17 protein-coding genes and 5 tRNA genes are annotated in these 18,984 nt (G+C 61.1%); 10 read left to right on the forward strand and 12 right to left on the reverse strand.

The features are described from left to right. Positions 1–7 precede the first annotated feature (7 nt). The 6 genes from CKW24_RS03270 to gltX form a co-directional block, all read right to left on the reverse strand. Positions 8–547: a TetR/AcrR family transcriptional regulator gene (locus CKW24_RS03270; RefSeq protein WP_095165251.1), complete on the reverse strand. Its 540-nt coding sequence runs from the start codon at positions 545–547 to the stop codon at positions 8–10. A gap of 180 nt (positions 548–727) precedes the next feature. Then, positions 728–803 (reverse strand) — tRNA-Glu (locus CKW24_RS03275). 79 nt (positions 804–882) lie between these two features. After that, positions 883–958, reverse strand: a tRNA-Ala gene (locus CKW24_RS03280). A 53-nt stretch (positions 959–1,011) separates the two neighbouring features. Then, positions 1,012–1,087: transfer RNA gene (locus tag CKW24_RS03285), tRNA-Glu, on the reverse strand. A gap of 78 nt (positions 1,088–1,165) precedes the next feature. Next, positions 1,166–1,241, reverse strand: a tRNA-Ala gene (locus CKW24_RS03290). Between the two features lie 180 nt (positions 1,242–1,421). Continuing rightward, entirely contained in the window at positions 1,422–2,903 is a 1,482-nt protein-coding gene (gene gltX, locus CKW24_RS03295; protein ID WP_095165252.1) for a glutamate--tRNA ligase, read from the reverse strand. A gap of 231 nt (positions 2,904–3,134) precedes the next feature. On the opposite strand from gltX, the gene CKW24_RS03300 reads away from it, so the two are divergent. Both CKW24_RS03300 and CKW24_RS03305 read left to right on the forward strand, forming a co-directional pair. Beyond that, the gene (locus CKW24_RS03300; protein WP_095165253.1) at positions 3,135–4,181 is read left to right on the forward strand and encodes an HlyD family secretion protein; all 1,047 of its coding nucleotides are present in this window, start codon (positions 3,135–3,137) and stop codon (positions 4,179–4,181) included. A 49-nt stretch (positions 4,182–4,230) separates the two neighbouring features. Continuing rightward, a complete protein-coding gene (locus CKW24_RS03305) occupies positions 4,231–5,721 on the forward strand; it encodes an MDR family MFS transporter (protein ID WP_177440576.1) in 1,491 nt (496 codons plus the stop codon). A gap of 114 nt (positions 5,722–5,835) precedes the next feature. On the opposite strand, the gene uvrB is transcribed toward CKW24_RS03305, so the two are convergent. Then, the gene (gene uvrB, locus CKW24_RS03310; protein WP_095165255.1) at positions 5,836–7,851 is read right to left on the reverse strand and encodes an excinuclease ABC subunit UvrB; all 2,016 of its coding nucleotides are present in this window, start codon (positions 7,849–7,851) and stop codon (positions 5,836–5,838) included. A gap of 350 nt (positions 7,852–8,201) precedes the next feature. On the opposite strand from uvrB, the gene CKW24_RS03315 reads away from it, so the two are divergent. Continuing rightward, positions 8,202–9,398, forward strand: coding sequence for an amino acid aminotransferase (locus tag CKW24_RS03315; RefSeq protein ID WP_095165256.1), 1,197 nt, complete (start codon positions 8,202–8,204; stop codon positions 9,396–9,398). 113 nt (positions 9,399–9,511) lie between these two features. Beyond that, positions 9,512–9,715 carry a hypothetical protein gene (locus tag CKW24_RS03320; protein ID WP_095165257.1) on the forward strand — a complete coding sequence of 68 codons (204 nt, stop codon included), beginning with the start codon at positions 9,512–9,514 and terminating at the stop codon, positions 9,713–9,715. 4 nt (positions 9,716–9,719) lie between these two features. On the opposite strand, the gene CKW24_RS03325 is transcribed toward CKW24_RS03320, so the two are convergent. Then, positions 9,720–9,953, reverse strand: a complete 234-nt coding sequence (locus CKW24_RS03325) for a hypothetical protein (protein ID WP_095165258.1) — start codon at positions 9,951–9,953, stop codon at positions 9,720–9,722. A 252-nt stretch (positions 9,954–10,205) separates the two neighbouring features. Between CKW24_RS03325 and CKW24_RS03330 the strand changes: the two genes are divergently transcribed. Further along, positions 10,206–10,281 (forward strand) — tRNA-Asn (locus CKW24_RS03330). A gap of 149 nt (positions 10,282–10,430) precedes the next feature. Here the strand turns inward: CKW24_RS03330 and CKW24_RS03335 are convergent. Further along, positions 10,431–11,954: a nucleobase:cation symporter-2 family protein gene (locus CKW24_RS03335; RefSeq protein WP_095165259.1), complete on the reverse strand. Its 1,524-nt coding sequence runs from the start codon at positions 11,952–11,954 to the stop codon at positions 10,431–10,433. Between the two features lie 209 nt (positions 11,955–12,163). After that, positions 12,164–12,994: an arylamine N-acetyltransferase gene (locus tag CKW24_RS03340; protein ID WP_095165260.1), complete on the reverse strand. Its 831-nt coding sequence runs from the start codon at positions 12,992–12,994 to the stop codon at positions 12,164–12,166. A 143-nt stretch (positions 12,995–13,137) separates the two neighbouring features. Between CKW24_RS03340 and CKW24_RS03345 the strand changes: the two genes are divergently transcribed. Beyond that, a complete protein-coding gene (locus tag CKW24_RS03345; protein ID WP_095165261.1) occupies positions 13,138–13,623 on the forward strand; it encodes an HIT family protein in 486 nt (161 codons plus the stop codon). Here the strand turns inward: CKW24_RS03345 and CKW24_RS03350 are convergent. Further along, on the reverse strand, positions 13,610–15,178 hold the full coding sequence (locus CKW24_RS03350) for a diguanylate cyclase (protein ID WP_256585387.1): 1,569 nt from the start codon (positions 15,176–15,178) through the stop codon (positions 13,610–13,612). The genes CKW24_RS03345 and CKW24_RS03350 overlap by 14 nt on opposite strands. Before the next feature lie 180 nt (positions 15,179–15,358). On the opposite strand from CKW24_RS03350, the gene CKW24_RS03355 reads away from it, so the two are divergent. Beyond that, the gene (locus CKW24_RS03355) at positions 15,359–15,991 is read left to right on the forward strand and encodes an HAD family phosphatase (protein WP_095165264.1); all 633 of its coding nucleotides are present in this window, start codon (positions 15,359–15,361) and stop codon (positions 15,989–15,991) included. A 109-nt stretch (positions 15,992–16,100) separates the two neighbouring features. Here the strand turns inward: CKW24_RS03355 and CKW24_RS03360 are convergent, their stop codons facing one another. After that, positions 16,101–16,766 (reverse strand): ribonuclease T2, encoded by a 666-nt coding sequence (locus CKW24_RS03360; protein ID WP_095165265.1) that lies wholly within the window; start codon positions 16,764–16,766, stop codon positions 16,101–16,103. 174 nt (positions 16,767–16,940) lie between these two features. Here CKW24_RS03360 and CKW24_RS03365 point away from each other — a divergent pair, with 174 nt between their 5' ends. The 3 genes from CKW24_RS03365 to arsH all read left to right on the forward strand — a co-directional run bounded on the left by CKW24_RS03365 (position 16,941) and on the right by arsH (position 18,790). Further along, positions 16,941–17,429, forward strand: coding sequence for a hypothetical protein (locus CKW24_RS03365; RefSeq protein ID WP_095165266.1), 489 nt, complete (start codon positions 16,941–16,943; stop codon positions 17,427–17,429). Between the two features lie 181 nt (positions 17,430–17,610). Further along, positions 17,611–18,081 carry an arsenate reductase ArsC gene (locus CKW24_RS03370; protein WP_095165267.1) on the forward strand — a complete coding sequence of 157 codons (471 nt, stop codon included), beginning with the start codon at positions 17,611–17,613 and terminating at the stop codon, positions 18,079–18,081. Positions 18,082–18,094: 13 nt separating this feature from the next. After that, a complete protein-coding gene (gene arsH, locus CKW24_RS03375) occupies positions 18,095–18,790 on the forward strand; it encodes an arsenical resistance protein ArsH (protein WP_095165268.1) in 696 nt (231 codons plus the stop codon). The last annotated feature ends 194 nt before the right edge of the window (positions 18,791–18,984 follow it).

Genomic DNA, 18,984 nt, shown 5'->3' on the forward strand with positions numbered 1-18,984 from the left:
CTTCAGGTCACAGCACCGCCGACTTGGCGGCACGCAGCAATCGATCAGACAACTCACCGGCTCCCAGCGCCCGCGCCAGGGCCAGGCCTCCCACCATCAGCGCCAGGTCCGCAAGGACCTTGTCGGCGTCTTCCGGGCTGCTGGCCAACTGCGCGACCATCAGCTCGACGTGCTCGTTCAAGGCCACCCGGAAGTCATCCGGCAGGCGAACCAACTCCCCCACCGACGCCGGAATCGGACAGGCGTTTTCGGTGGAGTCGCGGTGTTTGCGCGACAGGTAGAACGCCGCGACCAACGCCCGGCGCTCTTCCCCGGTCAGCTCGGCATCCATGTCGGCGATCAACGCCCGACGCTGGCCGAGCAACTGGGTGAAGGCTTCCAGCATCATTGCGTCCTTGCTTTCGAAGTGCGCATAGAAGCCGCCGACGGTCAGGCCGGCCGCACCCATCACTTCGCCCACGCTCGGTTCCGCCGGGCCACGTTGAATCAGCGCAGAGCTGGCGGCCTGGAGAATGCGTTCACGGGTTTGAGCTTTTTTGTCGTTCATCGTTGCCTCCGAATATTACGATGGAAATATTATTCTCATAATAAATTTACGCAAGGGCTGGATTTGACCGTTGGTCAGAAGAGCAGAGAGGGTATGGGGGAATTGGCCAAACGCCAGACAAACAAAAGGGCCATTCAATAATTGAATGACCCTTATAAAATCCCGCAGAGCGGGTAATCGTGGCGTCCCCTAGGGGACTCGAACCCCTGTTACCGCCGTGAAAGGGCGGTGTCCTAGGCCACTAGACGAAGGGGACGCAAACCCTTCTATACACTGATCAGCGCTGAGTACTGATCGCTTCAAGGCCGGTGTGGCCAGACCTTGAAGTGTAAAATTGGTGGAGCTTAGCGGGATCGAACCGCTGACCTCCTGCATGCCATGCAGGCGCTCTCCCAGCTGAGCTAAAGCCCCGGATTTTTCGCCTCGCGGCGGAGTGACATCTTGCAACATCACTTCTGTAAAACTGGCGTCCCCTAGGGGACTCGAACCCCTGTTACCGCCGTGAAAGGGCGGTGTCCTAGGCCACTAGACGAAGGGGACACAAACCTTCTATACAACTGATCAACGCTGAGTGTTGATCGCTTCAAGGCCGGTGTGGCCAGACCTTGAAGTGTAAATTGGTGGAGCTAGACGGGATCGAACCGTCGACCTCTTGCATGCCATGCAAGCGCTCTCCCAGCTGAGCTATAGCCCCTCATCGTTGATGTCATCGCTGAGGACGGGGCGAATCTTAAGGGCGTATCGAATGCCTGTCAAACTTATTTTTCAAAAAATTTAAAATTTTTTGCCGACATAACAATCACTTACCGCCCTCCCCCCGGAAATCCGGGGGTTTGGCACAGGCCAAGGGCCTGCCAGGAGCTACCGCAGGGAATCAGGCAATCGCGGCCAGCAGCTTTTCCCACTCCTTGTTTTCTTTCTTCGACACGCCACCGAGCAGGTCGATGGCCTGGCGCAGGCGGAAACGGGTCAGGTCCGGGCCGAGGATTTCCATGGCGTCGAGCACCGACACCGAGCTCGCCTGGCCGGTAATCGCGGCGAACATCAACGGCATGGCATCGCGCAGTTTCAGCTCGAGGGATTCGACCACCGCCTGAATTGTCGCGGTGATGTTGTCCTTCTGCCACTGACGCAGGCTCTCCAGCTTCCACAGGATCAACTGCATCAACTGGCGCACCTGGTCGCCCGAGAGCTTCTTGGATTCGAACAGCTTGGCATCCGGGTTGACGCCACCGGCGAAGAAGAACCCGGCGAGCGGTGCCACCTGGCTGAAGGTTTCCACCCGGCCCTGCACGTGGGGGGCGATCTTCATCATGTACTCGGGGTTCAGCGCCCACGTCTGCAGGCGGCTGGCAAACTCTTCCACCGGCAGGTCACGCAGCCACTGGCCGTTGAGCCAGGACAGCTTCTCGATGTCGAAGATCGGCCCGCCCAGGGACACGCGCTTGAGGTCGAAGTTGTCGACCATCTCTTGCAGGGAGAACTTCTCGCGCTCGTCCGGCATCGACCAGCCCATGCGCCCCAGGTAGTTGAGCATCGCTTCCGGCATGAAGCCCATGCGCTCGTAGAAGGTCACCGAGGTCGGGTTCTTGCGCTTGGACAGCTTGCTCTTGTCCGGGTTGCGCAACAGCGGCATGTAGCACAGCTCCGGCTGTTCCCAACCGAAGTATTCGTACAGCAGGATCAGTTTGGGCGCCGATGGCAGCCACTCTTCGCCGCGCAGGACGTGGGTGATGCCCATCAGGTGGTCATCGACCACGTTGGCCAGGAAGTAGGTCGGCAGGCCGTCGGTCTTCATCAGCACTTGCATGTCCATGCGATCCCACGGGATCTCGACGTCGCCACGCAGCATGTCCGGCACCACGCAGACGCCTTCGGTCGGCACCTTCATGCGGATCACGTGAGGTTCGCCAGCGGCCAGGCGGCGAGCCACTTCTTCCTTGGACAGCAGCAGGGCACGACCGTCGTAGCGCGGGGTCTCGCCGCGAGCCATTTGCTCGGCGCGCATCTGGTCCAGCTCCTCGGCGGTGCAGAAGCACGGGAACGCGTGGCCCATCTCCACGAGCTGCTGGCAGTACTTCTGGTAGATCTCGCCACGCTCGCTCTGCCGGTACGGGCCGTGCGGGCCGCCGACGTCCGGGCCTTCGGCCCAGTCGATGCCCAGCCAACGCAAGGCATCGAAAATCTGCTGTTCGGACTCGCGGGTCGAGCGCAACTGGTCGGTGTCTTCAATGCGCAGGATGAACTCACCGCCATGCTGCTTGGCAAAGCAGTAGTTGAACAAAGCGATGTAAGCGGTGCCGACATGGGGATCGCCGGTAGGCGATGGCGCGATGCGAGTGCGGACGGTGGTCATGGCGTGTCTCGAAAGATGATGAAAAGCGGAGATGAAACAAAGGGCGAATGGTAACAGGCGACACCCGCCCGGCTCCAGTGAGCAGGGCATATAAGCCAAGATTGAGGCTACAAAAGGCGCTAACAGCGGCAAATGCCTGATTATCATTTAGTGGCATTTACCACCTGTCGGCTATGTGCCAGATTCACCGCCTGTTAAATTTCCTTACACTTTATCGACTACAAGCTGCCCATGCCTGCCCAACTCAAGCGTCGCCTGTTTATCTTCCTGTTTATCGTCCTGCTGGTCGCCGGCGGCTTTTTCGCCGAATGGTTCTTCAAGGGACGGTTTTACGAAAGCACCGATAACGCCTATGTGCAGGGTGAAATCACCCGCGTTTCCAGCCAGTTGAGCGCGCGCATCGACGAGGTGCTGGTGCATGACAACCAGCACGTGGAAAAAGGCCAGTTGCTGATCCGTCTCGAAGGTGAAGACTTCCGCCTTGCCGTCGACCGCGCCGCCGCCGCCCTCGCCACCCGCCAGGCAGAGCGCCTGCAGGCCCAGAGCAAACTGACCCAGCAAGCCAGCCTGATCGCCTCCAGCGAAGCCCAGGTCGCCTCCAGCCAGGCCAGCCTGGGGCGCTCGCAAATAGACCTGTCCCGCGCCGAAACGCTGCGCAAACCCGGCTATGTCTCGGAAGAACGGGTCACCACCCTGTCGGCGGAAAACCATATCGCCCGCTCACAAGTCACCAAGGCCCAGGCCGACGCCCAGGCACAGCGCCAGCAGGTCAACGCCCTGAGCGCCGAAATCAAGCGCCTCGACGCGCAGATCGCCAACGCCCAGGCCGACCTGGCCCAGGCCGAGCTGAACCTGACCCGCAGCGAGATCCACTCGCCGATCAGCGGCCTGGTTGGCCAGCGCGCGGCGCGCAACGGCCAGGTGGTGCAAGCCGGCGCGTACCTGCTGTCGATCGTCCCGGACCAGGACATCTGGATTCAGGCCAACTTCAAGGAAACCCAGATCGGCCACATGCAGCCCGGGCAAAAGGCCGAGCTGATTTTCGATGCCTACGGCGACACCCCGATCGAAGCTCGGGTCGACAGCCTGTTCGCCGCCTCCGGCGCCCAATTCAGCCTGCTGCCGCCAGACAATGCCACCGGCAACTTCACCAAGGTGGTGCAACGGATTCCAGTGAAGCTGACGTTTGCCGCGGATAACCCGCTGCACGGCAAGATCCGCCCCGGGATGTCAGTCACCGCCAAAGTGAACATCAAAGACCCTGTCGATGGCCGGTGATCAACTGATCCGCCCGGTCGGCGAACCGACCCGGCGGGACTGGATTGCGGTGATGAGCGTGATGCTCGGCGCCTTCATGGCGGTACTCGACATCCAGATCACCAACTCCTCGCTCAAGGACATCCAGGGCGCGCTGTCGGCGACGCTTGAGGAGGGCTCGTGGATTTCCACCTCCTACCTGGTGGCGGAAATCATCATGATCCCCCTCACCGCCTGGCTGGTGCAGTTGCTCTCGGCACGCCGCCTGGCGGTCTGGGTCTCGGCCGGTTTCCTGTTCGCCTCCCTGCTCTGCTCCATGGCCTGGAGCCTGGAAAGCATGATCGTGTTCCGCGCCTTGCAGGGCTTCACCGGCGGCGCGCTGATCCCCCTGGCATTCACCCTGACCCTGATCAAGCTGCCCGAGCACCACCGCGCCAAAGGCATGGCCATGTTCGCCATGACCGCCACCTTCGCCCCCTCCATCGGCCCGACCCTGGGTGGCTGGCTCACGGAAAACTGGGGCTGGGAGTACATCTTCTACATCAACATCCCGCCCGGCCTGATCATGATTGCCGGCCTGATGTATGGCCTGGAGAAGAAAGAAGCGCACTGGGAACTGCTCAAGAGCACCGACTACACCGGCATCCTCACCTTGGGTGTCGGCCTGGGCTGCCTGCAGGTATTCCTCGAGGAAGGCCATCGCAAGGACTGGCTGGAGTCGAGCCTGATCGTGACCCTGGGCAGTATTGCCCTGGTCAGCCTGATCACCTTTGTCATCGTCCAGGTGTCCAAGCCCAACCCGCTGATCAACCTGGGCATCCTGCGCAACCGCAACTTCGGCCTGTCGAGTATCTCCAGCCTGGGCATGGGGGTGGGGCTGTATGGCTCGATCTACCTGTTGCCGCTGTACCTGGCACAGATCCAGAACTACAACGCGCTGCAGATCGGCGAAGTGATCATGTGGATGGGCGTGCCCCAGTTGTTCCTGATTCCGCTGGTGCCCAAGCTGATGCAGTACATCTCGCCGAAGTGGCTGTGCACCCTGGGTTTTGGCCTGTTCGGCCTGGCGAGTTTTTCTTCGGGAGTGCTCAACCCGGACTTTGCCGGGCCGCAGTTCAACCAGATCCAGATCATCCGCGCGCTGGGGCAGCCGCTGATCATGGTCACCATCTCGCTGATCGCCACCGCCTACATCCTGCCCCAGGATGCCGGCTCGGCGTCGAGCCTGTTCAACATCCTGCGTAACCTCGGTGGCGCCATCGGCATTGCCCTGCTCGCCACTCTGCTGGATGCCCGGACCAAGACCTACTTCGATTACCTGCGCGAGGCCATCGTGCCGACCAATCCGCAAGTGGCCGAACGCCTGGCCAGCCTCACCGACCGTTTTGGCAGCGAGACGGCCGCGCTGGGCAAGCTCAGTGAGATCGCCCACCAGCAGGCATCGATCATGGCGTACAACGACGCCTTTCATTTCGTCGGGATTGCGCTGGGGGTGAGCATGTTGGCGATTTTGCTGACCAAGGCATTGCCGGCGGGGCTCAAGGCGGGTGAGGCGCACTAGGTGAATTTGTAGCGCACTGGCGGGCCTCATCGCGGGCAAGCCCGCTCCCACAGTGATTGAAGGACCCTGTGGGAGCGGGCTTGCCCGCGATGTGGCCCTGCCAGGCGCCGAGGATCAGACCGCCAACAACCGCTCGCGCATCTTGGCGATTTCGTCGCGGGTCTGGGCCGCGGCTTCGAATTCCAGGTCGCGGGCGAGCTGGTACATCTTCTCTTCCAGTTGGCGAATGCGCTTGGTGATCTCGCTCGGCGAGCGCAGTTCGTTTTCGTACTTGGCGCTTTCCTCGGCCGCCTTGGCCATGCCCTTGCGCTTCTTGCTGCGCGAACCCGGCACGGTGGCGCCTTCCATGATGTCGGCGACATCCTTGAACACCCCTTTGGGGGTGATGCCGTTGGCGAGATTGAAGGCGATCTGCTTGTCGCGACGACGCTCGGTCTCGCCGATCGCCCGCTCCATCGAACCCGTGATGCGGTCGGCATACAGAATCGCCCGGCCGTTGAGGTTACGCGCGGCGCGGCCGATGGTCTGGATCAGCGAACGCTCGGAACGCAGGAAGCCTTCCTTGTCGGCATCGAGAATCGCCACCAGCGATACTTCAGGCATGTCCAGGCCTTCACGCAACAGGTTGATCCCCACCAGCACGTCGAAGGTGCCGAGGCGCAAGTCGCGGATGATCTCCACCCGCTCCACGGTGTCGATGTCCGAGTGCAGGTAACGCACGCGCACGCCGTGATCCGCCAGGTAGTCGGTGAGGTCTTCGGACATGCGTTTGGTCAGCGTGGTGACCAGCACCCGCTCCTCCAGCGCCACCCGCTTGGTGATCTCCGACAGCAGGTCGTCGACCTGGGTCAGCGCCGGGCGGATTTCGATCTGCGGGTCCACCAGGCCGGTCGGACGCACCAGTTGCTCGACCACGCGCCCGGCATGTTCGGCTTCGTAGTTGCCCGGGGTGGCCGAGACAAAAATCGTCTGCGGGCTGATGTTTTCGAACTCGTCGAAGCGCATCGGCCGGTTATCCAGCGCCGAGGGCAGTCGGAACCCGTACTCCACCAGGGTCTCCTTGCGCGAACGGTCGCCCTTATACATCGCCCCGACCTGCGGCACGCTGACGTGGGATTCGTCGATCACCAGCAAGGCATCGGCCGGCAAGTAGTCGAACAAGGTCGGCGGCGCCTGGCCAGAATCCCGGCCGGACAGGTAGCGCGAGTAGTTTTCAATGCCGTTGCAGTAGCCCAGTTCGAGGATCATCTCCAGGTCAAACCGGGTGCGCTGCTCCAGGCGCTGGGCTTCCACCAGCTTGTTGTTGGAACGCAGGTAGTCGAGGCGCTCCTGCAACTCGACCTTGATCCCGTCGATGGCACCGAGCAGGGTTTCACGGGGCGTCACGTAGTGGCTCTTGGGGTAGAAGGTGAAGCGCGGCAGCTTGCGGATCACCTCCCCGGTCAGCGGATCGAAGGCCGAGAGGCTTTCGACCTCATCATCGAACAGCTCGATGCGGATCGCTTCCAGGTCGGATTCCGCCGGGTACACATCGATCACGTCGCCGCGCACGCGAAACGTGGCGCGGGCGAAATCCATGTCATTGCGGGTGTACTGCAGGTCGGCCAGGCGGCGGACCAGGGCACGCTGATCGAGCTTGTCGCCACGATCGATGTGCAAGACCATCTTCAGATAGGTTTCCGGACTGCCCAGGCCGTAGATGCACGACACCGTGGTGACGATAATCGCGTCCTTGCGCTCGAGCAGCGCCTTGGTCGCCGACAGGCGCATCTGCTCGATGTGGTCGTTGATCGAGGCGTCCTTCTCAATGAAGGTATCGGACGACGGCACGTACGCTTCCGGCTGGTAGTAGTCGTAGTAGGAAACGAAGTACTCGACCGCGTTGTTCGGGAAAAACGCCTTGAATTCGCCATACAACTGCGCGGCCAGGGTCTTGTTCGGCGCCAGCACCAGGGTCGGACGCTGCACCTGGGCGATTACGTTGGCGATACTGAAGGTCTTGCCGGAGCCTGTCACACCGAGCAGCGTCTGGTGCGCGAGCCCGGCCTCGATGCCCTCGACCATCAGGCGGATGGCTTCCGGCTGATCGCCGGCAGGCTCGAAGCGGGTGACTAGCTGGAATTCGGACATACCTACCTCTGGTTTTGCGCGGCGCGGGTGCCTGCCTGAGCGGGAGGGCCAGGCAGCCACGATAAACAACGCTGACGACGGATGTCGCGGGGAAAAATCATGATAACCGTTGATGTGGTGGCGAATACCTGTAGTTTCAAGGTAATCGTCCTACATGCCCCGTAATAGACCGTCATGACAATAAGACTAACGGTTGGCAAATAATCCGAAAAACTTGCCGGAAAAGGTCAAACGCCTGTCGCCCTGCCCGGTGATGGCCTCTATACTAGCTCCCCGTTTGTGCACCGCTCTAGTGCATTCGGCTGGAGCGCTACACGTCCCTCCATATTCCATTCAGAGCCGCCGCAATAATGAGCCTGTTCTCCGCTGTCGAAATGGCACCACGCGATCCAATCCTGGGCCTCAACGAAGCATTCAACGCTGACACCCGAACCAACAAGGTCAACCTGGGGGTCGGTGTTTACTGCAACGAGGAGGGGCGAATTCCACTCCTGCGCGCCGTAGTCGAAGCCGAGACAACTCGCGCCGCTCAACACGCTTCCCGCGGCTACCTGCCGATCGACGGCATCGCTGCCTACGACCAGGCCGTGCAAAAGCTGCTGTTTGGCGCTGATTCGCCGCTGCTGGCCGCTGGCCGCGTAGTCACTACCCAGTCCGTGGGCGGTACCGGCGCACTGAAAATCGGTGCCGACTTCCTCAAGCAACTGCTGCCGGACGCCGTAGTCGCCATCAGCGACCCGAGCTGGGAAAACCACCGCGCGCTGTTCGAAACCGCTGGCTTCCCAGTGCAGAACTACCGCTACTACGACGCCGCCACCCATGACGTCAACCGCGTCGGCCTGCTGGAAGACCTCAACGCCCTGCCTGCCAACTCGATCGTGGTGCTGCACGCCTGCTGCCACAACCCGACTGGCGTTGACCTGAGCCCAGCGGACTGGAAAAACGTCCTGGAAGTGGTCAAGGCGAAAAACCTCGTGCCGTTCCTCGACATGGCCTACCAGGGCTTTGGCGACGGTATCGACGAAGACGCCGCTGCCGTGCGCTTGTTCGCCGAGTCGGGGCTGAATTTCTTCGTTTCCAGCTCGTTCTCCAAATCGTTCTCGTTGTACGGCGAGCGCGTCGGCGCACTGTCGATCGTCAGCGAATCGAAAGAAGAAAGCGCGCGCGTGCTGTCGCAAGTCAAGCGCGTGATCCGCACCAACTACTCCAACCCGCCAACCCATGGCGCGGCAGTGGTTGCCGCCGTGCTCAACAGCCCGGAACTGCGCGCCCAGTGGGAGCAGGAACTGGCCGAGATGCGCCTGCGCATTCGTGGCATGCGCACCCAGATGGTCGACCTGCTGGCACAGCACGCCCCGGATCACGATTTCAGCTTTGTTGGCCGCCAGTGCGGGATGTTCTCCTACTCCGGCCTGACCGTTGAACAAGTGACCCGCCTGCGCAACGAGTTCGGCATCTACGCCCTGGACACCGGCCGCATTTGCGTGGCCGCGCTGAACCAGAACAACATCGATGTAGTGACCAAGGCCATCGTTGCGGTGATCTAAGCCACGCCCGCGACAAGCAAAGGGGAAGCCGTCTGGCTTCCCCTTTTCGTTGCTGCGCGGACAATCACTAGACTGAAAGATCCATCCAGTAGCCCGCCCTTTCGAGAGATCCCATGAAAAACGACAATTTACGCGCCGACCGCGATGACGACCTCGATCACTTCACCCCTCGCCCCACCACCAAGCGCGGCAACAGCCTGGTGCTGCAAGTGGCAAGCGGCGTGTTTCTCGGCGGCCTGGCCCTGTGGCTGGTGCAACTGGCCGCCACTTCGCTGTATGCCAAGTTCATGCTCGGCACCGTCACCTTCGGCGGCTGACGCTTCAGCCGGCCAGTTGGCTCGAACGCTGGCTGGCGGCATCGTCATAGGCCACATACAAGGCCTCGGCCACCTGGCTCTTGATCGCCTTGGCGCTTTCCAGCCCCAGCACAAACCCTTCGGCCTTGCCCCCGGCACGGTTGAGCTCCTCAGCGGTGCCCGCCTGGGTGATCGCTTCGAACAGTTTTTCGGCCGGCGCACCTACGCCTTTGGGCAGGCTGATCTGGGCAATGCTCATGCAAGCACCCCGTACGCCAGGATTGCGGAGAACTGCGGTTGTTGAGTCATGACGCCTACCTTGTGGACGAATGGCCGGCAGCGCGTGAAACCACGCCCGGGAACGCATGGTAGTCCTCTACCGCGCTTCTGGTAACCGCCAATGGCTGTCGACTGCCCGCCCCGCAACAAATCGACACCACTCACCGGAAAAGCCGCCACAGATACAATTTTTTGTTGACTTGTTCTTTTTAATCAGTAACATACGGCGAATTCCGCGATAGCTCAGTTGGTAGAGCAAGTGACTGTTAATCACTGGGTCCCTGGTTCGAGTCCAGGTCGTGGAGCCAGACAGCAAGATCAAAAAGCCCCTGAATCGAAAGATCAGGGGCTTTTTTGTGGCCACTAAAAAACTGCGCCGGTTAAAGATCGCTGCCCGATAAAAAAGGCCGACCTGTCTAAACAACAGGTCGGCCTCTTTTTTCAGCAGTGACTGCGGTCAGACGTGCTCACTACTCTTCAGCTGCGCAGGTCGATGTTCCGGCGCGCCGTGACCGTGGTCCTCGACTATCACCGGCACTTCATTACCGTCGCAGTCATGCAACTTGCCATCACTGAAGTAGTCGCCTTCACGCAGCGCAGCCAGGTCCTGGAAGCGCAAGGTGCGCTCGGTGCCCGCAGCGAATACCGATTGCTGGTCCGAGTTGCCGGTGGTGAAGTGGTTGAACGCCAGGTTCAACAGGATCGCCATGATCGCCGACGAACTGATGCCGGAATGGAAGATGGTGGCGAACCAGCTTGGGAAGTGATCGTAGAAGCTCGGCGCGGCGATCGGGATCATGCCGAAGCCGATCGAGGTGGCGACGATGATCAGGTTGACGTTGTTGCGGTAATCGACCTTGGACAGGGTACGAATGCCGCTGGCGGCCACGGTGCCGAACAGCACGATACCGGCCCCACCGAGTACCGAGGTTGGTACTGCGGCAATCACCCGGCCCATGAACGGCAGCAGCCCGAGGATCACCAGGAACAGGCCGCCGGTGGCCACCACGTAACGGCTCTTGATCCCGGTCACCGCCACCAACCCGACGTTCTGGGCGAAGGCGCTCTGGGTGAAGGAGCCGAAGATCGGCGCGATCATGCTCGACAGCATGTCAGCCCGCAGGCCGTTGCCCAGTCGCTTGGAGTCGACCTTGGTGTCGATGATCTCACCGACCGCGAGGATGTCCGCGGAGGTCTCGACCAGGGTCACCATGACCACAATGCACATCGATAGGATCGCGGCGAAGTGGAAAGTCGGCATACCGAAGTGGAACGGTGTCGGGAAGCCGAACATCGGCCCTTCGCTGACGCTGGAAAAGTCCGCCATGCCGAGGAATACCGCGATCAGGGTACCGATGACCATGGCCAGCAGGATCGACAGGCGGGAGATGGTGGCGCTGCCGATCTTGCTCAGCAGCAATACCAACATCAGGGTCACGGCCGCCAGGCCGATGTTGGCCATGCTGCCGAAGTCTTCGGCATGACTGTTGCCACCCATGGCCCAGCGCGCGGCCACCGGCATTAGCGTCAGGCCGATGGTGGTGATCACGATACCGGTCACCAGCGGCGGGAAGAACTTGGTGATCCGCGAGAACACCGGAGTGATCAACAAGCCGATCAGCGAGGCGGCAATCACCGCTCCCAGGATCGACTGGAAGCCGCCCTCCCCACCACTGCTGACAATCGCCACCATGGTCGCGACACCGGAGAACGACACACCCTGCACCAGCGGCAACTGACAACCGAAAAACGGCAGACCCAGGGTTTGCAGCAGAGTTGCCAATCCCCCTGCAAACAACGATGCCGCGATCAACAGACCAATGTCCGCCGGAGAAAGCCCGGCCGCCTGGCCGATGATCAGTGGTACCGCAACGATACCGCCATACATGGTCAGAACGTGTTGCAGGCCGTAAGCCATATTCGCGCCGACCCCGAGGTTTTCATCCTCGGGCCGTTGGTGTGAAACAGAGGGCGTTTTCATCGTGGGGGGTTCCCTGGGTTTTTGTTATGCGCACACTGTATTCAACACCCAAGACAAATGTCCATAGAGTTGTATACAACTTATCAGTCACATAATGGACAAGCATCCACCCAAGCCCGCTTCGAACCGTCTAGCCTGCACTTTCCGGGCTTTACCGTCGGTCGAAAAAAGCTGATCAACTGATCAGCTTTTTTTTGCGAAGTCGCTACTTATTGCTCAATGGCGATCAATCCTGCCAGGGTCGCCCGCAGTGCCGGATGCTCGGGCACCTGGAGTGAGAACTCACTGCGCAGCAACTCGATCAGTTCCTGCACATCATTGATCTCGCGCCGCTCGCTGGGGCTGCCCAGGCGATGCACGGCATAGCTGCCGTTGTTCAGGGTGCGGCGCACGCCCTCCCCGGTCCGCGCCACCATCAGCCGCTGCAAGAACGGTGATTGCGGGTGAGTCGAGACGTACCAGTTGCCGATCTCATAATCGATATCGCCCTGACGCTGCAGGTCGAAGACATACATTGCCCGCCACTCGCCAGCGACCTTGGCGTGCAGGGTGTAGCTTTCGTCTTCGCGGAGGATGCGATACGGCTCATGGGGCGTGGCCTGCTCCTGTTCGGTATCGAGCAGCAGCGGCGCCGTCGGCACCATGCCGCCAAAGCCGACATCGGTGATGTAGCGCAGGCCATTGAGGGTCACCAGAGTCAGGCGATGGGTACGGGCCGCCCAGGCGTCCTGTGGCGCGTTCATCACCACGCGCCCGGTGATACCGCGCACCTGGTACCCCAGGCGCTCCAGCAGGGTCATGTATAGATTGTTGAGCTCGTAGCAATAACCGCCACGCCCCTCATGCAGCACTTTGCGCTGGATCGATGGCAGGTCGAGGGGCACCGGCAATCCGGCCAGGGGCGAGAGATTTTCGAAAACAAAGGTGCTGGTGTGCCTTAGCTGCAGTTCACCCAAGGCTTCCAGGGTGGGCTTGGGTGGCGTGGCAAAACCAAGACGCTGAAGGTACAGGTCGATGTGTTCGAGCGCAGTCGCGGTCATGAGCGATTCCTTGGACATGAAGGCGCACCGGACCTGGAGCGGTCGAGTGCCGTGCCGATGGGCAAACGTTATACGATAGCCGCCACAGGCAACGACAATTGATTTCCCTCATCGGCCCGGTGAAGAAAAGGTGACGCCCGAACATGCACATCGACCCACAGCTGATCGTCCATCAAACCGCCCACTGGATCGTCAATCACCGGATCAACTCGCACCTGCCGGGCTACCTGATGCTCGGGGCCAGGGCCAACGTCAATGCGCTCCACGAACTGCCCGCCGAGGCGCTGGCTGAACTCGGGGTGTTAATGGCGCGCACCCAACAGGTGATGCAGAGCCAGTTGCAGCCAAAACGCCTGTACATCGGCCGCTATGGCCATACCCCCGACCAGCCCATCCACTTTCACTTCATCCCAGTGTTCGACTGGGTGGAAAAGCTGTTCTGGCAGGACTCGCGCTATCGGCTCCTGCAGGGTTTTGGCGCGCCCAACCCGCAATCCCTTACCGATGGCGCAGAGCTGACGCTGTTTGTCTGGCGCGAGTTCTGTGAACGCCCGGATCCGCCGCCGGCTCCCGGGCTGTCCACCGAGCAGACCATCGAACGGCTACGCAAGGCGTTCAGCGCCGACTAGGGGCATCGCTCGGACGCCCCTCCATGGAGGCCACCTGCGTGCGATTCCTGCCGAAGTTCTTGGCCTGGTACAACGCCGCATCCGCGCACTCGATGAGCCTCTCGATGCTGTCACCTTCCCCGGGCACAATCGCATGGCAGCCAAGACTGACGGTCAACTGCCCCGAAGGCGCGCCGCTGTGGAGAATGTTGGCGCCCTGGACGCTGTGCCGAATCTGCTCGGCAATGGCGACGGCACCCTGGATATCGGTATCCGGCAACAGCACCGCAAACTCTTCCCCGCCGTAGCGCACCACCAGGTCGGACGGGCGTTGGCAGCACCCCTTGACCACGCCAGCCACCCGCGCCAGGCACTGGTCGCCGGCGACGTGGCCGTAGTTGTCGTTGAAGCGCTTGAAGTAATCAACATCGAGCATGATCAGGCTTAGCGGACGTTGCTGGCGCAGTCCCCGGGCAAACTCGATCTGCAGCGCCCGCTCGAACAACCGTCGATTCGCCAGGCCGGTCAGGCTGTCATGGGTGGCGATCACTTCCAGACGCTCCTGGGCCGCACGCAGGTCCGCCTCGATGCGCTCACCGTTGCGCACCTGCAGCACGAACACCCAACCGAACAGACTCACGCCGAGCACCACCAGGGCCACGATGACACTGGACTGCACCGCATTGGCATACCAGCCGCGCAGCACCACCGCCTCAGGAGTAGCCGCCGCTACCACTAGCGGATACGCGTCCAGCTGCTGGTAGCCGTATAGCCGCAGCTCGCCGTCCACCTTCGAGCGAATCATCGCAGTGCCCGAGGGTGCATTCGGCAAGTAGTCCTTGAAGATCGTCCCCTGGGCCAGCGACTCACCAATGCGCAACTCCGCACCTGGCCGCCGGGCCAATAAAGTGCCATCCGCCAGGGCCAGAAACATCAAGGCGTGGTCGTCGAGGCTGAAGCTTTTGAAAAACCGGTCGAAATACTCCATGCGGATGCCCGCCATCAGCACGCCCTGGAATTGACCATTGTGGTCATTCACCCGTCGCGACAACGGGATGATCCACTCACCATTCTGCCGACTGCGGATCGCCGGACCGATATGCGCCTGCAACGAAGCGTTCTGTTGATGGAACCGGAAATACTCACGATCGGCGACGCCCTGCCGGGTCGGCAACTCACCAAAGGAGGTCACCACCCACTGCCCTTGGCGATCGAACAGAAACAGTCCATGCAACTGTTCCAGGGCCTGCACCCGACGGGCAAAGGTGCGCTGCAGGCGCGGGCTCGACGCCACGCCAAAACCGTCGGCCTGAATCCAGTCAACCAGGCTGGTCACCACCAGATCGGCGGCCAGAAAGGTATCCTCGGCCTGTTGCGCCATCGCCCGCGTGAGGTTCACTGACGCAATTTGCGCCTGGGACAAGTCGTGATGCCGGGATTGTTCGAGCTGCAGGTACAGCAGGCCACACAGGCTCAGGCACACCGCCGCAATAAAGATCACCGCCGCCTTGCGCAGGGGTAAACGCTTCAATGGGCCGCCGAGCGTATCGCGGGAATCGTGAATGGGGGTTGGCAAATGCATCATCCTTGAAGGGTAAAACGCGAGCAGACGCCCGGATCCCTTGATCGACGAAGCTTAGCCTACGGCGGTGACGAGGGGCAAACCACGGCAGCGCGATAACACCTATACCGGCAGCCCCTATGTGTTCTGCTAGGCTGGGACCTTCATTCTTATCGGCTATCCATGGAGGAACGCATGAACCATCAGGACCATCCGTCCGCCATCGACACCGTGGTCTTCGACCTGGGCAATGTGCTGATTCGCTGGAACCCGAGAAACCTCTACCGCAAGCTGTTTGGCGATGATGAGCAAGCCATGGAGACCTTTCTGTCCGAGGTCTGCAGTACCGACTGGAACGAACGCCAGGACGCCGGACGCTCATGGCAGGAAGCCATCGACGAAGCCATCGCCCGCCACCCGACACACGAGACGCTGATTCGTGCCTACCGGGAACGCTGGGAAGAAATGCTCGGCGGCGCACTGGAAGAAACCGTCGAGATTCTCGAAGAACTGCACGCCAAGCAAGTACGCCTGCTGGCCCTGACCAACTGGTCGGCGGAAACCTTCCCCATTGCCCTTGAGCGCTTCGCCTTCCTGGACAAATTCGAGGGCATCCTGGTCTCGGGCGCAGAAGGCATCATCAAGCCCGCACCGCAGATTTTCCAACTGCTCAAGTCGCGTTACCAGTTCGAAGGTCACCACGCCGTGTTTATCGACGACCACGCCCCCAACATCGAAGGCGCCCGCCGCGAAGGTTTCAATGCACTGCAGTTCAGCAACGCCGGGCAACTGCGCAAAGACCTGGCCGCCCTGGGCCTGCCCCTATAAAAGCGCTCGTGTCGAGCAGTTGTGCACCTGTAACGACTGCGGACCACTTGTAGCAGCTGTCGAGCGTAGCGAGGCTGCGTTCGGCTGCTACACAAACGCATCCAGCCCCTCAACGCATCGGCGGCACTCGGATATCACCCGAGCGACACTGGTTTTTCACTCCCTTGCCGCACGCCTGGAACGACAGGTCCTTGGCCATGCACACCCGCACCTCCGACAACTCCGGGCCGCGACAGATCACCGCAATACCGTCAGCCGGTATCCCGGGGTTGCTGCGGCGAAACATCTGCGTGATGTCCTGGGCAGAGAAATACACCTCTTTGTTCAACGGCTGCAGCGGCTCGGGTATCTTCACCGCGCCGAGCGCCTTGTCCGCAGCCGCCAGGTAGCCCATGGCACCCAGCCCGCTGCAGGTACCGTGCTTGGCCCACTCATGCTTGAGCAAGGCCGGCGTGACAAACAGCGTCAGCCCCCGCGCCCGCTCGGCCGCCGACAACCGCGCATTCGGCACGCAAGACTGCGGCCAGCCACCCTTGGCGTACTGCGGCCACAGACCGTGCAACACAAATCCGTAGCCCTTGCCCGAACACTGGGCATTTTCCGGGCGCGTCAGACAAAAGGTCGGCGACCAGGACAACGCCAGCAGGTAATAGTCGAACACCCCCGACGCCGATTCGTTCTGCTGTTTGTTGCGCGAGGATTGCGGTGTATTGCTCAGGATCACACTGCCAATCGCCAGCACAGCAAACAGGCCCCATACAGACAGTTTTTTCATTCACCCACCTGAAAACCAAACATCCAATGGGCCTATTGTGAGGGCTGGCCGCGCATCAGCAGAAGACATTCTTGTCTAACCCGCACCAGGGTGGTGCCGGCGACTGGCAATCACTCGGTCAAGTGCAGTACCTTGAAAGCGCAGACTACTCTGAACGCACGATAGGGAATCGGAATGAGCAAGGCAGACGAACTCGCCACGAAACTGAAGCAAAAACAAAAAACCCGTGTGGACGCCGAAGCCCGCGCCGACCTGGCCATTGAACACTGGCCAAGCCAGGTCTATGACATGTACCACCAACTGGAAACCTGGCTCGAGCCGCTGACCCACGCCGGCCTCAACATCCGCCGAGTACCGACCCGCGTGTTCGAGAGCCTGCCATCCGGCGAGACCTTCAACTACGCCATCGACAAGCTGCAGATCGAGGGCAACCACAACACCATAACCCTGGACCCTATTGCCCGCTTCGTCATCGGCGGCACAGGCCAGGTCGACATCCGCGGTAAAGGCCAGGCGCTGTACATCCGCCGCACCGAGAACGACATGGCCGAGCCCGTTTGGCAAATCCAGCCCGTAGCCCGCACCGGACAACCACGCCCCACTCCGGTGGCACTGGATGAGCTGAACTTTCTCGCGGTGATCGAGCAAGGGCTGGAGCTCTAACGACTCCCGACCGATGCACTAGAACGGGCGACCCACAACGGTCGCCCTTTTCGTTTAAGCCGCCGGCGCCGCATCGATAAAAATTACTCCCGCGCTTTACCTAATATTCGATAATTCGTATATTCGATAATCCATATGTATGACCAGTCACGACTCTGGCCTAAACACCACGGAGAAATCGATGAAAGTCCTGTTCATGTGCACAGCCAACAGCTGTCGCAGCATCCTGTCCGAAGCGCTGTTCAACCACCTCGCCCCCACAGGCTTCACGGCAGTGAGTGCCGGCAGCTTCCCCAAGGGCCAGGTCCTGCCCCGCAGCCTGAGCACCTTGCAGGCGGCCGGTATCGCCACCGCAGGACTGCACAGCAAAGGCAACGAGGCCTTCGCCGACAGCCCGCCGGACATTGTCATCACCGTCTGTGACAAAGCCGCCGGCGAAACCTGCCCCGTGTACTTCGGCCCCGCACTCAAGGCCCACTGGGGCCTCGAAGACCCCTCCGAGATCAGCGGCAGCGAAGCCCAGATCAATGGCGCATTCAACGCCACGCTGGCCATCATCGAAACCCGTTGCCGCGCATTCTTCCAACTGCCCTTCGCCCAACTCGACGCCGCCGCCCTGCAAACCGAACTCGAACGCATCGCCCGCCTTTGACCCGGAGCCCCTGATGAACGAACACCCGCCCAACCTCGACACCCTGCTGTCCAACACCCTGCTCCCGACCAGCAACGACCAGCACCCACCGCGCATCCTGCTGCTCTACGGCTCGACCCGCCCGCGCTCCTTCAGCCGCCTGCTGGTAGAGGAAGCCGCCCGCCTGCTGCAACACTTCGGCGCCGAGACCCGCATCTTCAACCCATCCGGCCTGCCCCTACCCGACGACGCCCCCAGCGACCACCCGAAAGTCCAAGAACTGCTACAGCTGATGCAATGGTCAGAAGGCCAGGTCTGGTGCTCACCAGAACGCCACGGCTCAATGTCCGCCGTATTCAAGGCGCAGATCGACTGGGTGCCCCTGGCCCTCGGCGCCATCCGCCCAACCCAAGGCAAAACCCTGGCCGTGATGCAAGTCTCAGGCGGCTCGCAGTCCTTCAACACCGTCAACCAACTGCGGGTCCTGGGCCGCTGGATGCGCATGTTCACCATCCCCAACCAGTCCTCCGTGCCAAAAGCCTTTCTCGAGTTCGACGAACACAACCGCATGAAACCCTCGGCGCTCTATGACCGAGTGGTAGATGTGATGGAAGAGCTGGTGAAGTTCACGCTGCTGCTGCGTGATCGGCCGGACCTGGTGGATCGGTATTCGGAGCGCAAGGAGACTGCGCAGGAGTTGAGTGGGCGGGTTGATCAGCGGGGGATTTAGTAACGAGATAGCAACTGGATTCAGCAAATCACCAGGTCGTAGTAGGAGTCAGTATGTATAGAAGGCTATTGCTTGAACACTACTGCGAGTGTCGCCCCTATTTTGGCCCGCCACTGCACGCGCATTACCCCAGAACTTTTCGAGCACACTTGGTGCTTCTGAAAGCCATTGGAAAGAAAAAAGACAACCCCAAT

It is taken from the genome of Pseudomonas sp. Irchel 3H3, from assembly GCF_900187635.1.
Taxonomy (GTDB): Bacteria; Pseudomonadota; Gammaproteobacteria; order Pseudomonadales; family Pseudomonadaceae; genus Aquipseudomonas.